At 45.7% G+C, this 14,900-nt stretch carries 14 protein-coding genes, 1 rRNA gene and 1 other annotated feature; all 15 genes read right to left on the reverse strand.

The features are described from left to right. Nucleotides 1-6: 6 nt before the first annotated feature. Nucleotides 7-756: a 23S rRNA (guanosine(2251)-2'-O)-methyltransferase RlmB gene (rlmB, locus tag HWY38_RS05835; RefSeq protein ID WP_224181435.1), complete on the reverse strand. Its 750-nt coding sequence runs from the start codon at nucleotides 754-756 to the stop codon at nucleotides 7-9. Next, nucleotides 740-1,171, reverse strand: a complete 432-nt coding sequence (locus tag HWY38_RS05840) for a Mini-ribonuclease 3 (protein ID WP_003156412.1) — start codon at nucleotides 1,169-1,171, stop codon at nucleotides 740-742. Before HWY38_RS05840 ends, rlmB begins: the two co-directional genes overlap by 17 nt. A gap of 4 nt (nucleotides 1,172-1,175) precedes the next feature. Continuing rightward, the gene (gene cysS / locus HWY38_RS05845) at nucleotides 1,176-2,576 is read right to left on the reverse strand and encodes a cysteine--tRNA ligase (RefSeq protein WP_007615229.1); all 1,401 of its coding nucleotides are present in this window, start codon (nucleotides 2,574-2,576) and stop codon (nucleotides 1,176-1,178) included. Next, nucleotides 2,573-3,226 (reverse strand): serine O-acetyltransferase, encoded by a 654-nt coding sequence (cysE, locus tag HWY38_RS05850; RefSeq protein ID WP_003156410.1) that lies wholly within the window; start codon nucleotides 3,224-3,226, stop codon nucleotides 2,573-2,575. The genes cysS and cysE overlap by 4 nt, the downstream gene beginning before the upstream one ends. A 74-nt stretch (nucleotides 3,227-3,300) precedes the next feature. Continuing rightward, nucleotides 3,301-3,534: a binding site (T-box leader), on the reverse strand. A gap of 2 nt (nucleotides 3,535-3,536) precedes the next feature. Next, on the reverse strand, nucleotides 3,537-4,988 hold the full coding sequence (gltX, locus tag HWY38_RS05855; RefSeq protein WP_044803063.1) for a glutamate--tRNA ligase: 1,452 nt from the start codon (nucleotides 4,986-4,988) through the stop codon (nucleotides 3,537-3,539). A 91-nt stretch (nucleotides 4,989-5,079) separates the two neighbouring features. Next, entirely contained in the window at nucleotides 5,080-5,556 is a 477-nt protein-coding gene (ispF, locus tag HWY38_RS05860; RefSeq protein ID WP_003156407.1) for a 2-C-methyl-D-erythritol 2,4-cyclodiphosphate synthase, read from the reverse strand. Next, a complete protein-coding gene (gene ispD, locus HWY38_RS05865) occupies nucleotides 5,549-6,247 on the reverse strand; it encodes a 2-C-methyl-D-erythritol 4-phosphate cytidylyltransferase (protein ID WP_044803062.1) in 699 nt (232 codons plus the stop codon). Before ispD ends, ispF begins: the two co-directional genes overlap by 8 nt. Nucleotides 6,248-6,259: 12 nt before the next feature. Then, entirely contained in the window at nucleotides 6,260-7,360 is a 1,101-nt protein-coding gene (locus HWY38_RS05870) for a PIN/TRAM domain-containing protein (RefSeq protein WP_003156403.1), read from the reverse strand. A 113-nt stretch (nucleotides 7,361-7,473) separates the two neighbouring features. Next, nucleotides 7,474-8,556, reverse strand: coding sequence for a DNA integrity scanning diadenylate cyclase DisA (gene disA / locus HWY38_RS05875; RefSeq protein ID WP_007410390.1), 1,083 nt, complete (start codon nucleotides 8,554-8,556; stop codon nucleotides 7,474-7,476). Between the two features lie 3 nt (nucleotides 8,557-8,559). Next, a complete protein-coding gene (gene radA / locus HWY38_RS05880; protein WP_014304212.1) occupies nucleotides 8,560-9,939 on the reverse strand; it encodes a DNA repair protein RadA in 1,380 nt (459 codons plus the stop codon). Nucleotides 9,940-10,032: 93 nt separating this feature from the next. Further along, complete coding sequence (clpC, locus tag HWY38_RS05885; protein ID WP_015239036.1) at nucleotides 10,033-12,465, reverse strand: ATP-dependent protease ATP-binding subunit ClpC; 2,433 nt, start codon at nucleotides 12,463-12,465, stop codon at nucleotides 10,033-10,035. Continuing rightward, nucleotides 12,462-13,553 (reverse strand): protein arginine kinase, encoded by a 1,092-nt coding sequence (locus HWY38_RS05890; RefSeq protein ID WP_003156398.1) that lies wholly within the window; start codon nucleotides 13,551-13,553, stop codon nucleotides 12,462-12,464. Before HWY38_RS05890 ends, clpC begins: the two co-directional genes overlap by 4 nt. Next, nucleotides 13,553-14,110, reverse strand: coding sequence for a UvrB/UvrC motif-containing protein (locus HWY38_RS05895; RefSeq protein ID WP_007410387.1), 558 nt, complete (start codon nucleotides 14,108-14,110; stop codon nucleotides 13,553-13,555). The genes HWY38_RS05890 and HWY38_RS05895 overlap by 1 nt, the downstream gene beginning before the upstream one ends. A gap of 13 nt (nucleotides 14,111-14,123) precedes the next feature. Further along, nucleotides 14,124-14,588, reverse strand: a complete 465-nt coding sequence (gene ctsR, locus HWY38_RS05900) for a transcriptional regulator CtsR (protein WP_003156396.1) — start codon at nucleotides 14,586-14,588, stop codon at nucleotides 14,124-14,126. A 227-nt stretch (nucleotides 14,589-14,815) separates the two neighbouring features. Beyond that, nucleotides 14,816-14,900, reverse strand: a 5S ribosomal RNA gene (rrf, locus tag HWY38_RS05905); the annotation flags it as partial.

Below are 14,900 nucleotides of genomic sequence, written 5' to 3' on the forward strand. Positions count from 1 at the left end.
CTGTCTTCATTCCCCTAAAGGATTGCGCTTCCGGTAGACTTCATACATGAGAAGGCCGGCTGCAACCGACGCATTCAGAGACGTGACTTTTCCGGCCATCGGGAGCTTAATGAGAAAATCACATTTCTCTTTCACAAGCCGCCCCATTCCTCTGCCTTCGCTTCCGATAACGAGCGCCAAAGGCATCTTGCCGTCCATAAAGCGGTAGTCTTCCCGGGCGGATGCATCCGTTCCGACGACCCAAATCCCCCGCTCCTTCATTTCATCAAGTGTCCGGGCAAGGTTGGTCACCTTCACGACGGGAATGTGTTCAATCGCACCGGTCGAAGCTTTTGCGACCGTCGAAGTCAGTCCGACTGCTCTGCGTTTCGGAATCACGATGCCGTGTGCACCGACAGCGTCAGCCGTTCTCATGATGGAACCGAGATTATGAGGGTCTTCCAGCTCGTCCAGTATGAGAAAGAAAGGCTGTTCGTTTCTCTCTTCCGCTCTTTTATATAATTCGTCTAATTGTGCATATTCATATGCTGCCACCTGGGCGACAACACCCTGATGCTGCCCCTCCACCATCTGATCGAGTTTTTTCCTCGGTACAAATTGAATGGTGACGCCGCGCTTTTTAGCAAGCTCCATAACTTGCTGCGCCTGTCCTTTTACTGTGTTTTCCGCCATCCATAACTTATACAGCTTGCGATCTGACTTTAACGTCTCAATCACAGCGTTTTTTCCTATGACGTAATCATGTTGCTGACTCATTTGTTTTCCTCCCTGACGTCCCGACTTGTATAGCCTCAGCAATCAGCTGATTCAGTCTTTCTTCTCTTTTCTCAAGAAAAAGGTATCCGAGTAAAGCCTCAAAAGCTGTACTATGGCGGTACGTCTGTACATCTGTGTTTTTTGGCGTCGTCCCTGATTTCGCGTTTCTGCCTCTTCTCAGCACGGCTTCCTCTTCCTCCGTGAAAAAGGATTCGTCCTGAAGGCGGAACAATATGTCTGCCTGTGATTTTGCCGATACAATCCGGCTCGCCTTCTTATGAAGGTCATTCGGTTTCGTAAAGCCCTGCTTAAGCAGGTGATGCCGGACGTATATTTCAAAAATGGCATCACCCATATAAGCAAGCGCAAGACCGTTTAACTGCTTTGAATCTTTGATTTGTTCAAATTGAAGCATCCGCTTACTCTCCCCGCTTCCAGCGAGTTCCCTGAGCCGTATCTTCAAGAATGATATTCATGCTTTTCAGCTGATCGCGAATCTGGTCTGACAAAGCAAAATCGCGATTGCGGCGGGCTTCATTTCTCTTCTCAATCAACTCTTCAATCTCTTCGTCGACAAGCTCTTCTTCGCCGAGCGTAAGTCCGAGAACAGATCCGATTCTGTCAAACATGCTGATAAAGGCTTTAATGACGTGATCCGCCGTATTGTCTTCCTGCATGTAGTAATTGGCGAGCTTCGCCAGATCAAACCAAACGGAAATCGCATTCGCCGTATTAAAATCATCATCCATTGCTTCTTCAAACGCAGTGCGGTGCTCTTCGATTTTAGCGAGCCATTCCTCATCATTGTCAGTCAGATTCGTGCTGCTAATCAAACGATGGTTTAAATTACTATAGGCCGTCTTCAGGCGGTTAAACGCGTTTTTTGTTTTCTCAAGCAGCTCTTCCGAATAGTTGATCGGGTGGCGGTAATGAACGGACAGCATGAAAAATCTCAACAGCTGCGGGTCATATTGCTTAATGATATCGTGCACCAAAACAAAGTTGCCGAGAGATTTTGACATCTTCTCATTATCGATATTGATATATCCGTTGTGAAGCCAGTATTTTGCGAATGTCTTGCCTGTTAATGCTTCAGATTGGGCGATTTCGTTTTCATGGTGCGGGAATGTCAGGTCCTGACCGCCGGCATGAATATCGATTTCGTCACCCAAATACTTTTTCACCATTGCGGAGCATTCAATATGCCAGCCCGGGCGGCCTTTTCCCCAAGGGCTATCCCATGAAATTTCTCCGTCCTTAGCAGCTTTCCAAAGAGCAAAGTCCAGCGCATCCTCTTTCTTCTCGCCGACCCGGATACGCGCGCCTGATCTGAGTTCATCAATTGATTGCTGAGATAGCTTGCCGTAGCCTTCGAAGGCCCTTGTTTTGAAATAGACGTCGCCTTCTGATTCATAAGCGTAGCCTTTTTTAATCAGCTCGCTGACAAATTCAATAATGGCGTCCATGTTTTCCATGACCCGAGGGTGAAGATCCGCTTTCCGGCATCCGAGGGCGCCCACGTCTTCAAAATACGCTTTAATGAACCGTTCAGAAACGGCCGGGACGTCCTCGCCGAGCTCGTTGGCCGCCTTAATCAGTTTGTCGTCAACATCGGTGAAATTCGATACGTATTGAACATCGTATCCTTTATACTCTAAATAGTTGCGTACGGTATCATACACAATCGCCGGACGGGCGTTTCCGATATGAATATAGTTGTATACAGTCGGTCCGCACACGTACATTTTTACTTTGCCTTCCTCAAGAGGAACGAATGTTTCCTTTTTCCGTGTCAATGTATTATAAAGTGTAATGGTCATTTTTGGTTGATCCTTTCTTTTTTATCTTCCAGTTCAGCCTGCAGTTCAAAAATCTGCTGCTCCAATGCTCTAAACCGGTCAGCAACCGGATCGGGCAAGTCTTGGTGATTGAGATCGCGTTTGATTTTTCTTCCGTTCTGAATGACGACTTTCCCCGGTATGCCGACAACGGTCGAAAAGTCGGGAACATCACGAAGCACAACGGAGCCGGCCCCTACTTTAGAACCCTGCCCGACCGTAATAGAGCCGAGCACCTTCGCTCCGGTTGCAATTAAAGCATCATCTTTTATGGTCGGATGCCGCTTCCCCTTTTCTTTTCCCGTTCCCCCGAGAGTGACACCTTGGAATACCGTCACGTTATTGCCGATTTCACATGTTTCCCCTATGACCACCCCCATACCGTGGTCAATGAAAAACCTTCTCCCGATGGTCGCGCCGGGATGGATTTCAATTCCGGTAAAGAAACGGGCAATCTGTGATATCAGGCGCGCCAGGAAGAAAAATCTCCGTTTATATAAAGCATGTGCAATCCGATGCGCCCATATAGCATGTAAACCAGAATAAGTTAAAACAACTTCGAAATAGCTTCTTGCTGCCGGATCTTGATCGAACACTGTATCTATGTCTTCTTTTAGCATTTTAAAAAACACATGCTTCCCCCCATTCTCTCCCCGCTCCAGTCTGTTTTTCCGCCTATAAAAAAAGCGCCTCTGCATGTAAACATGACAGAGACGCTTTTACCGCGCGGTTCCACTCTGTTTGAAAAACAAGTCACTGTTTTCCCAACTTAAAAGCCGGTAACGGCGGCGGCCGCCTTTAAATACTGATTTCCGCAGAAATGTTCTTCAAAGGTCTTAAGGGCGCACTTCTAAAACATGACGCATGAATCTCTCTCAGCCGATGAAGATTCTTTCTGTAATGGTCATTGTTTTATACTCTTCCCTGTCAACAATCGTATATTTAAATGCTTTTCAGGCGTCTGACGGCTGTTTCTCTGCCGATCAGCTCAATGGCCTGCGGAAGCTCAGGACCGTGTGTCTGACCGGTAACCGCTACACGAATCGGCATGAACAGCTTTTTACCTTTATGGCCTGTTTCTTTCTGAACAGCTTTAATTGAGGCTTTGATCAGCTCAGGCGTAAATTCTTCAAGCTCTTCAAGCTTCGCAGCAAATACGCTGAGCACTTCAGGCACCTGTTCTTCTTCCAGAACGGCTTTTGCCTCTTGATTATACTCGATCTCATCTTTAAAGAACAAATCAGTCAGCTCGACAATTTCAGCGCCGTAGCTCAATTGCTCATGGTAAAGAGAGATTAATTTACGAACCCATTCCTGCTCCTCGGCAGAAAGCTCAGTGCCGACTTTTCCAGCTTTTTGCAGGTGCGGCAAGGTCAGCTCAACCACTTGATCAAGATCCAGCGCTTTGACGTATTGGTTGTTGACCCATTTCAGTTTATGCATATCAAACAGAGCCGGTGACTTAGACAAACGATTTACATCAAAAATTTCAATGAATTGTTCTCTTGTGAAAAGCTCTTCTTCACCGACGGGAGACCAGCCGAGAAGTCCGATAAAGTTAAACAGCGCTTCAGGCAGGTAACCCAGCTCATCATACTGCTCAATAAACTGGATAATTGATTCATCACGTTTACTTAATTTTTTGCGGCTTTCGTTTACGATAAGCGTCATATGTCCGAAGACAGGAACATCCCAGCCGAATGCCTGGAAAATCATGATCTGTTTCGGTGTATTTGAAATGTGATCCTCACCGCGGAGCACGTGCGTCATTTTCATTAAGTAATCGTCAATCGCGACAGCAAAGTTATACGTCGGTGTTCCGTCTTTTTTGACGATGACAAAGTCGCCGATGCCGTCTGATTCAAAAGAAATCTCACCTTTTACGATATCGTTAAATGCGATGATTTTCCCTTCCGGCACGCGGAAACGGATGCTCGGCTGTCTGCCTTCGGCTAAAAACTGCTCCTGCTCTTCCTGAGTCAGGTTTCTGTGTTTGCCGGAATAGCGCGGCATTTCCCCTCGGGCGATTTGCTCTTCACGTTCTTTCTCAAGTTCTTCTTCCGTACAGAAACATTTATAAGCAAGCCCTTTTTCAAGAAGCTCTTCATAGTACTTTTTGTAAATGTCGTTACGCTCAGACTGGCGGTACGGGCCGTATTCTCCGCCGACATCCACACTTTCATCCCAGTCCATGCCGAGCCATTTCAAATAGTTGAGCTGGCTTTGCTCTCCGCCTTCAATATTTCGCTTTTTGTCCGTATCCTCAATCCGGATAATAAACTTTCCGCCTTGGCTGCGGGCAAATAAATAGTTAAAAAGCGCTGTTCTGGCGTTACCGATATGCAAATGTCCGGTCGGACTCGGTGCATAACGAACGCGTACTTCATTTCCCATGTTCAAATACTTCCTTTCATCTCGTCTGTAGCCTCTAGCCGAATATATGTATCTATTCTACCACCAAATAGACCGGGCATCAAAACAATGATCAGGCTTTTTGGATCAGAACGGTTGCCTGAGCGGCAATTCCTTCGGCTCTTCCGGTAAACCCGAGCTTTTCTGTCGTCGTCGCTTTTACATTTACTTGAGAGACGTCCGCCTCAAGGCCTTCCGCTATCCGTTTTCTCATAGCATCAATATGCGGCGCCATTTTCGGCTTTTGCGCAATAATCGTGCAGTCTATATTTCCGAGTACGTATCCTTTTTCTTTAACAATGTTCCAGACATGCTGAAGCAGCTTAAAAGAATCCGCATCCTTGAATTCCGGATCAGTATCCGGGAAATGCTTGCCGATATCTCCTTCACCTGCCGCTCCGAGACACGCGTCTGCGACTGTATGCAGCAATACATCAGCATCTGAATGTCCGAGCAGCCCCTTTTCATAAGGAATTTCAATTCCGCCGATGATGAGAGGACGGCCTTCCGTTAATTGATGCACATCAAATCCTTGTCCGATTCTAAACATTATGATTCCCACTTTCCGCTTTCATGATTGCTTCCGCAAATATCAGGTCATCCGGCGTTGTCAGCTTAATATTGGTATAGCTGCCTTCAACGATACTCACCTGATATCCATCAAGACGCTCGACGAGGCTGGCGTCATCCGTACCTAAGAAGCCTTTGTTTTCCGCTTCCATATGCGCCGTCTTCAATAAAGAAAGACGAAAAGCTTGCGGCGTTTGAACGGCCCACAAGCTTGAACGATCAAAGGTCTCCGCAACCCGGGAGCCTTCCGCCCGTTTTATCGTGTCTTTCACAGGAACAGCCAGGACAGCCGCTCCCGCCTCCTCTGCTGTTTCAACGAGCTTATCGATATGCTGATGTGTGACAAACGGGCGCGCTCCGTCATGAACAAGGACGACCGATTCCTTATCAATCACTTTCAGTCCTTCGAATACACTGTGCTGACGCTCCGCACCCCCGGTAACAAGCTCAATTTCCGTCTGAATCGGAAATTGGGCCAGCAGCTGGCGAAAATCTTCCTGTTCACTCTCGTTTATCACCAGGATTATTTTCTGACAGGGTGCGTGGCTTTCAAAAACCCGCAGTGTGTGTATAATAACAGGCGCACCTTTTAAGCTGATGAACAGCTTATTTTTCCCGGCCTTCATCCGTTTTCCTTGTCCGGCAGCCGGAATAACGACAACATACTCCATATGAACTCCCTCTTAAAGAGCTTTCTCAAGCAGCTTGGGCTTGGCAAAAATCATTCGTCCCGCCGCTGTCTGCAGTACGCTGGTTACGAGCACATCAATATGTTTCCCTATATAATTGCGGCCTTCTTCCACAACAATCATCGTACCGTCATCCAAGTAAGCCACACCTTGATTGTGCTCTTTCCCGTCCTTAATCACCTGCACATTCATCTCTTCGCCCGGAAGCACAACCGGCTTCACCGCGTTTGCAAGGTCATTAATATTCAGTACCGCAACCTTCTGAAGCTCACATACTTTATTTAAATTAAAATCATTCGTCACAACGACGCCGGATGTCAGCTTCGCAAGTTTGACAAGCTTGCTGTCAACCTCCTGAATATCCTCGAAGTCGCCTTCATAAATTTCAACCGTAATATCCAGTTCCTTTTGAATGCGATTCAAGATATCCAGACCGCGGCGTCCTCTGTTACGTTTTAAAACATCTGAAGAATCAGCGATATGCTGTAATTCCTCCAGCACAAATTGAGGAATGACAATGACGCCTTCTAAAAAGCCCGTCTGACAAATATCTGCAATTCTCCCATCAATAATAACACTTGTATCTAAGATTTTCAGCCTTTTATCCTGTTCCTCCTGCTCCTCATCAGCACTTCCCTTTTTCTTCTGCATTCTTGCAGAAATGGAGAAAAGACTGATCAGTTCATCCTTTTTCTTAAATCCGACTTGGAAGCCCAGATAACCGAGAAAGAAAGCCAGAAAGACCGGAATGATGGTGCTGAATATACGGTACGGAATATTGTCCAGCGGAATCACGTTTACAATGAGATATGCGATGATAAGTCCAAAAACCAATCCGAGACTCCCGAATAACAGATCCGGCACCGGAGCTCTCAGCAAAGAATCTTCAATCCATTTTACCCAATTAATCACATATTCTGTCGTCCATATACTGATGAGAAAAAAGATAATAGCACCAATTGCAGCAGACGTATATGCGTTTGTTATTAAAGGTATGTCCTGTATATTTGACAGCACAAACAATTCAGGTATTAAAAAGATACCGACAACGCCGCCCACAATAATGAAGAACGCCTGAACTATTCGTTTTAACATACCTCCACCTCCTTTTAAGTAGCATTTTTTCAGCAGACTGTCAGAGCCTACAAATTCAGAATAAACAAAAACTAACAATAATATACCCGGATTCCGACAGGTTTAAGCGATTCTTAAAGCTGTCTATCTATATAGTGTTTTTCCTGAAGGCGTTTTAAGCCTTTTTTGATTTTTTTGGCGCGCACTTCGCCGATACCCTCGACATCATCAAGCTCTTCTACAGTGGCTTCCGTTATGCTTGGCAAAAATCCGAACGCCTCAACCACATTTTCAACAATCGGCATCGGCAGACGCGGAATTTTGTTCAGCAGCCTGTATCCTCTCGGGAGCACATAATCATCAAGATTGGTAGAAGCCGGATATCCAAGCAGCTTAAACAGAATGGAATCATCAAGCAGATCATAGCTGGACATATCCTGAAGCTCTTTTAACAGCACGAACGGATCTTTGATTTTTTCTTTGACATAGTCTTTGATGAAAAGTGCCGCCTCTTCTTCCATGTCCGTAATCAGTTCAATCACCTGCAGACGGATTAAGTGGCCTTCCGTTCCGAGTTCTTTAATATACATATTGATTTCATTTTTTATTCGGAGCACCATTTCATATCGATGCATGACGGACAGCACGTCACTGAATGTCACAAGCTCCTCAAACTCTAATGCGTTTAAAGCCGTAATCGTTTTGTCTAAAATGGTTTTATACTTCTCAAGCGTTTGAATAGCCTGATTTGCCTTTGTTAAAATAAATCCTATGTCCTTTAGTGTGTACTTCATGCTGTCCTGATATAACGTAATGACATTTCTGCGCTCAGAAATGGCGATGACGAGACAGCCGGTCTGCTTCGCCACCCGTTCCGCCGTACGGTGCCTCATTCCCGTTTCTGAAGAAGAAATGGTCGCCTCCGGCATAAGCTGCGTATTCGCATAAAGAATTTTCTGTCCGGAATCACTTAAAATAATGGCACCGTCCATTTTGGCCAGCTCGTATAAGTGAGCGGGCGCAAATGATGTATTAATATGAAAACCGCCATCCACGACTTGCTTTACCTTATCATTGTATCCGACAACAATCAGGCCGCCTGTATTTGCCCGAAGTACATTCTCTATCCCGGCTCTGAGCGGGGTGCCCGGTGCAACGAACTGCAGAATTGCAGACAGGTCAAGCTCTTGTTTCGCCCCTTTTTTCTCTTTTTCCATCTATTATGATCCTCCTAATGAAGTACGAAGCGCTTCTGCAACATTTGCTACTCCGACAACCTCAATCCCTTTTGGTATTGTCCACCCATCTGCATTCGCCTCAGGTATGATCATGCGCTTGAAGCCGAGTTTTGCCGCTTCTTTTACGCGCTGTTCGATTCTTGACACCCTGCGGACTTCTCCTGTCAAACCCACTTCACCGATAAAGCAATCTGCGGGATTCGGCGGTGTATCTCTGAAGCTTGAGGCAATGCTGACGGCTACTGCCAAATCAATCGCCGGTTCATCCAGTTTGACCCCGCCAGCGACCTTTAAATATGCATCTTGATTTTGAAGCAAAAGACCCACCCGCTTCTCAAGCACAGCCATAATTAACGACACCCTGTTGTGGTCAATGCCTGTAGCCATGCGGCGCGGGTTTCCAAAACTGGTCGGTGATATGAGCGCCTGGATTTCAACCAGGATCGGTCTCGTTCCTTCCATTGACGCAACGATACTCGAACCCGATGCCCCGGCAGAACGCTCTTCCAAGAAAATTTCAGAAGGGTTCAGCACTTCCGTAAGCCCCTCTTCCCGCATTTCAAAGATGCCCATTTCATTTGTGGAGCCGAAACGGTTTTTTACGGCCCGCAAAATACGGAATGTATGATGCCGCTCTCCTTCAAAGTATAGAACGGTATCGACCATGTGCTCAAGCAATCTCGGCCCTGCGATCGATCCTTCTTTTGTGACGTGCCCGACGATAAAAATAGGTATGCCGTTTGTTTTCGCGATTTTCATCAATTCGGCCGTACACTCTCTTACTTGTGATACACTGCCGGGAGCCGAGGTGATATCACTTTGGTACACGGTCTGAATGGAGTCTACGACAACAAATGCGGGTTTCATCTCTTGTATAGCAGACGAAATATACTCCATATCGGTTTCAGATAAAACATGTAACATTTGGCTGTTGATTCCAAGTCTGTCGGCACGCAGCTTCGTTTGCTTCACGGATTCTTCCCCTGAAATGTAAAGCACGCTGCCGGCCGTATCTGCTAATTGTGCGGATACTTGGAGAAGGAGCGTTGATTTTCCGATGCCGGGATCGCCGCCGATTAATACTAACGAGCCCTTCACAACGCCGCCGCCAAGCACTCTGTTGAATTCTTCGAGCTTTGTTTGAACGCGGGGTTCTTCCGATGTTTCAATTGATGTAATGGGTGATGGTTTCTGGACGGTTTGAACGGAGTGGGAGAAAGCCGCCCGCCGATTCGCCGGCGCTTTTTTTATGGTTTCTTCCACCATTGTATTCCAAGCCCCGCAGCCCGGGCACTTTCCCATCCACTTTGCGGATTCATAACCGCATGAGTGGCAGATGAATTTTGTTTTTGATTTAGCCATATATGTTGTAAGACCTCTTCCTTATCGAATATTTCTCTATATAACAAAGTGAGGCATACACTCGCTTACGTATGCCTCATGTTTGTCACTATATTAGTTCGTTTTAGCAGTTGTTTTTACGACAAATTCGCCGTCCTCAACATCAAGAACAATGTGCTGGCCTTTATCAATATTGCCTCTGAGGAGTTCTTCTGATAACCGGTCCTCCACATGCTTTTGAATCGCTCTTCTTAGCGGACGTGCGCCGTATTCCAAATCGACGCCCTCTTCTGCCACTTTCGCTTTTGCAGCATCCGTCAGCTCGATAGAGAGATCTTGTTCTTTCAGACGTTTTGTTAACTGATCAGACATAAGCGACACGATGTCTGTAAGATGTTTTTTCTCAAGGGAGTGGAAGACGATAATTTCGTCAATCCGGTTGATAAACTCAGGTCTGAAGGCGCGCTTCAGCTCTCCCATGACTTTGTCTTTCATGTCTTTATGGTTTTGTGATTCATCCTGCACATTGAAGCCCACATATTTGTTGCGTTTCAGCTCGCTCGCTCCGACGTTTGACGTCATAATCAGGATCGTGTTGCGGAAATCCACAGTGCGTCCTTTTGAATCAGTCAAGCGTCCGTCTTCAAGCACTTGCAGGAGTATGTTAAACACATCAGGATGCGCTTTTTCAATTTCATCAAGCAGTACGACAGAGTAAGGTTTTCTTCTCACTTTTTCTGTCAGCTGGCCGCCTTCATCATAGCCGACATATCCCGGAGGAGAACCGACAAGACGTGAAGTCGAGTGTTTCTCCATGTATTCGGACATATCCACTCTGATCATCGCTTCCTCATCACCGAAAATGGATTCCGCCAGCGCTCGTGCCAGCTCTGTCTTCCCAACGCCTGTAGGGCCTAAGAAGATGAATGAACCAATCGGGCGTTTCGGGTCCTTCAGACCGGCTCTTGCACGTCTGACGGCCTTTGCAACGGCTACAACAGCTTCATCCTGGCCGATGACGCGGGAGTGCAGAATGTTTTCCATATTGAGAAGCTTATCTGTTTCCGTTTGGGCAATTTTAGATACAGGCACCCCGGTCCAGCTGGATACAACCATCGCAATATCCTCTACAGAAACTTCGGAGTTCTCCTGGCCTTGTTTTTCTTTCCACGTTTTTTTCGTGTCTTCCACCTGTTCTCTCAGGCGCTGCTCCGTATCACGAAGGGAAGCCGCTTTTTCAAACTCCTGGCTCTGAACAGCAGCGTCTTTTTCCTTGCGAACTTCATCGAGTTTCTGCTCAAGCTCTTTTAAGTTCGGAGGCGTTGTGAAAGAACGGAGACGCACTTTTGAACCTGCTTCATCAATTAAATCGATCGCTTTATCCGGAAGGAAGCGGTCAGAAATATAACGGTCGGACAATTTTACCGCCGCTTCAATCGCTTCATCGGTAATGGATACGCGGTGATGCGCTTCATAGCGGTCACGGAGCCCTTTTAAAATTTGAATGCTTTCATCGGCTGACGGCTGATCCACCTGAATCGGCTGGAAACGGCGCTCCAGAGCGGCGTCTTTTTCGATATATTTACGGTATTCATCAAGCGTTGTCGCACCGATGCATTGGAGCTCTCCGCGGGCCAGTGAAGGTTTTAAGATATTCGATGCGTCAATCGCACCTTCTGCTCCCCCCGCTCCGATCAGTGTATGCAGTTCGTCAATGAATAAAATAATATTGCCGGCCTGACGTATTTCATCCATTACTTTTTTCAAGCGGTCTTCAAATTCTCCGCGGTATTTCGTACCGGCTACAACCGTACCCATGTCTAATGTCATTACGCGTTTATCACGTAAAATTTCCGGCACTTCATTATTGATGATCTGCTGTGCGAGGCCTTCAGCAATCGCAGTTTTACCTACACCCGGTTCCCCGATAAGAACGGGGTTATTCTTCGTTCTGCGGCTTAATACCTCAATAACACGCTGAATTTCTTTGCTTCGGCCGATAACCGGATCAAGACTGTCTTCCTTCGCAATCGCGGTTAAATCACGAGCCAGACTGTCAAGCGTCGGCGTGTTTGCATTGCTGTTCGTACCGGATGCAGAAGACCCCGTCTCATTGCTTCCCAGAAGCTGCAGCACTTGCTGTCTCGCCTTATTCAAGCTGACACCGAGATTGTTCAGAACTCTCGCGGCCACGCCTTCTCCTTCACGAATCAGTCCGAGAAGTATGTGTTCTGTTCCCACATAAGAATGTCCTAGCTTTCTGGCTTCATCCATGCTGAGCTCAATGACTTTTTTTGCTCTTGGCGTATAATGAATCGTTTGAGACATTTCCTGTCCCCGTCCGATTAAGCTCTCCACTTCTTTCTGAATTTTATCCGAACCGAGTCCGAGTGCTTGGAGTGCTTTAGCTGCAATCCCTTCTCCTTCACGAACCAGACCTAATAAGATATGTTCAGTTCCAATATTGTTATGGCCTAAGCGCAGTGCTTCTTCCTGTGCCAGTGCCAATACCTTTTGAGCTCGCTCTGTAAACCTTCCAAACATCATATCGAATCATCCTCCTGTCTATTTGCACTCATTTCTAAATGCAGCCTTTCCCTGATAAGAGCCGCTCTTCTCGCGTCTCTTTCGTTCGGCCGTAATGCACCGCCCGAATATTGCTGGAGAAAACCCGGCTGTGTCAAAATCATCAGTTCATTAAGTATATTGCTTGATAGCCCTTTGATGATTCCAAGGTCTATCCCCAGCCGAACGTCAGAAAGGCATTTCGCCGTTTCCTTTGATTCAATCATACGGCAGTTGGATAAAACACCGTAAGATCTGAATACCCGGTCCTCCAATTCAATTTTCGAGGTTTGGTAAAGCGCTTCTCGGGCTGAACGTTCCTGCTCAATCAGCTGGGCAGCCACACTGTTTAAATCATCTACAATGTCCTGTTCTGATTTTCCGAGTGTGATTTGATTTGAAATTTGAAAGATATTTCCTAATGCTTCGCTGCCTTCACCGTAAATTCCTCTAACAACTAAGCCTAATTGGTTAATTGCCGGTATAATTCGATTCATTTGCCTAGTTAATACAAGGCCCGGCAAATGCATCATGACTGAAGCCCTTAGTCCCGTCCCTACATTTGTAGGACAGCTTGTTAAGTACCCTCTCTTCTCTCCAAAGGCGTAATCCACTTTCTCCTCAATCCAGTCATCAACCTGGTTTGCCGCTTTTATAGCGTTGAGAAGCTGGAAGCCGGGGAAGAGGCATTGAATTCTGATATGATCTTCTTCATTTAACATAATGCTGACTTCTTCATTTTCAGAAAGCAGACAGCCGCCAAAAGGGGATTCCGTTAAATTTGGGCTGATCAGATGTTTCTCCATCAGCACCCGTTTTTCCAAAGGCTGAGCTTCACTCATTCTGATTAAATGAAATTGACCGATATCAGGAAGTTCTTTTCCTGAAAAATGATCTTCGAATTGCTGAATGATGGATGAGGCTTCTTCATTCGTATACCTGGCAGGAAACTTTATATTTTCAAAGTTACGGGCCAACCGTATACGGCTGCTGAGTACAATGTCACTTTCAGGTCCCTTTTGCTTCATCCAATTGCTTAGTGCGTCCTGAATAAAATGCTTGAGCGACATTACCCTTGTTCCCCCTCACTGTCTTTACTTTTTAATTTCTGCTCTAACGATCGGATCTGATCCCTGACCTCCGCTGCTCTTTCAAACTCTTCGTGGTGTATTAAAGATTCAAGTTCTTTTTTTAACATTTCCATTTGCCGTCTTACATGCAGGTTTCCGCCTATTCGTTTTGGAATTTTCCCGGCATGCACCGTATTCCCGCTGTGAACTTTTCGCAAGATCGGCGTAATTTGGCTGTAGAACGTATCGTAACATTCCGCACAGCCGAAACGCCCTGTTTTTCTCAGCTGCTGAAACGTCATACCGCATTTCTTACAAGCTGTGCCTTGCTCTGAGTAGCCGAACATTTGAGAACCCGTGTTTTGAAATGAAGACTCCATATTCAGCAGCCCTGATAATAAATTATGGATCGAGAACCCTTGGTTTCCACTTATACTGTATGAATCGCTATTTTCTTTTGCACATTGTTCACAAATATGAACTTCTTGTTTTTCTCCATTAACAACTTTCGTAAAGTGAAAAGTGGCCGGTCTCTCATTGCATTCTTGACAAATCAATCTTTTCACCCGCTTACTTTAGTTTTAAAGATGTGAGCATTGCTTTCATCATTCTGGCTCTTAGTTCATCCCGTTCAGGCAAATCAATATATAGAACTGAACGATCCATTACACTCACCATCATTTTAGCTTCTCTTTCCGAAATAACTCCGTCCTCTAACAGTCTGAGAATAATGTCATCAGAGGCTGCCTGGGACAAGTGGGTATGAATCTGCGAAATAATATTATTGATGAGGACGACTTCGTTATTCATTTTAATTTTGATAATACGAATATAACCGCCGCCTCCCCGTTTACTTTCAACAATATATCCTCTTTCACTTGTAAATCTGGTGTTGATGACATAATTTATTTGGGAAGGAACACATTGAAATTTATCAGCGATTTCACTGCGTTTGATCTCTAAAATTTCTTTGCCATTTTGATCTAATACTTGTTTCAAGTACTGTTCAATGATGTCAGAAATATTATGTCCCACTCAACCCCCTCCTTTATTGACTTTGACTATATTTGACTTTAACCTTACTATAAGGTGTTTCGCAAAATTTTTCAACTGTATCGCTCTATCTCTATTATTTCCACTTTGCACAAGCATAAAACCTGCTTTTGCAAAAAGGCATATCGTTACGTTTCTCATATTATATAATGTATGCAGAAAAACACAAAAAAGGCAGCTCATGATGAGCTGCCTTTACTGTAATGATAGCTTGGCGGCGTCCTACTCTCACAGGGGGAAACCCCCGACTACCATCGGCGCTGAAGAGCTTAACTTCCGTGTTCGGCATGGGAA

This window comes from Bacillus sp. KS1, from assembly GCF_020075515.1.
Classification (GTDB): Bacteria; Bacillota; Bacilli; order Bacillales; family Bacillaceae; genus Bacillus; species Bacillus velezensis.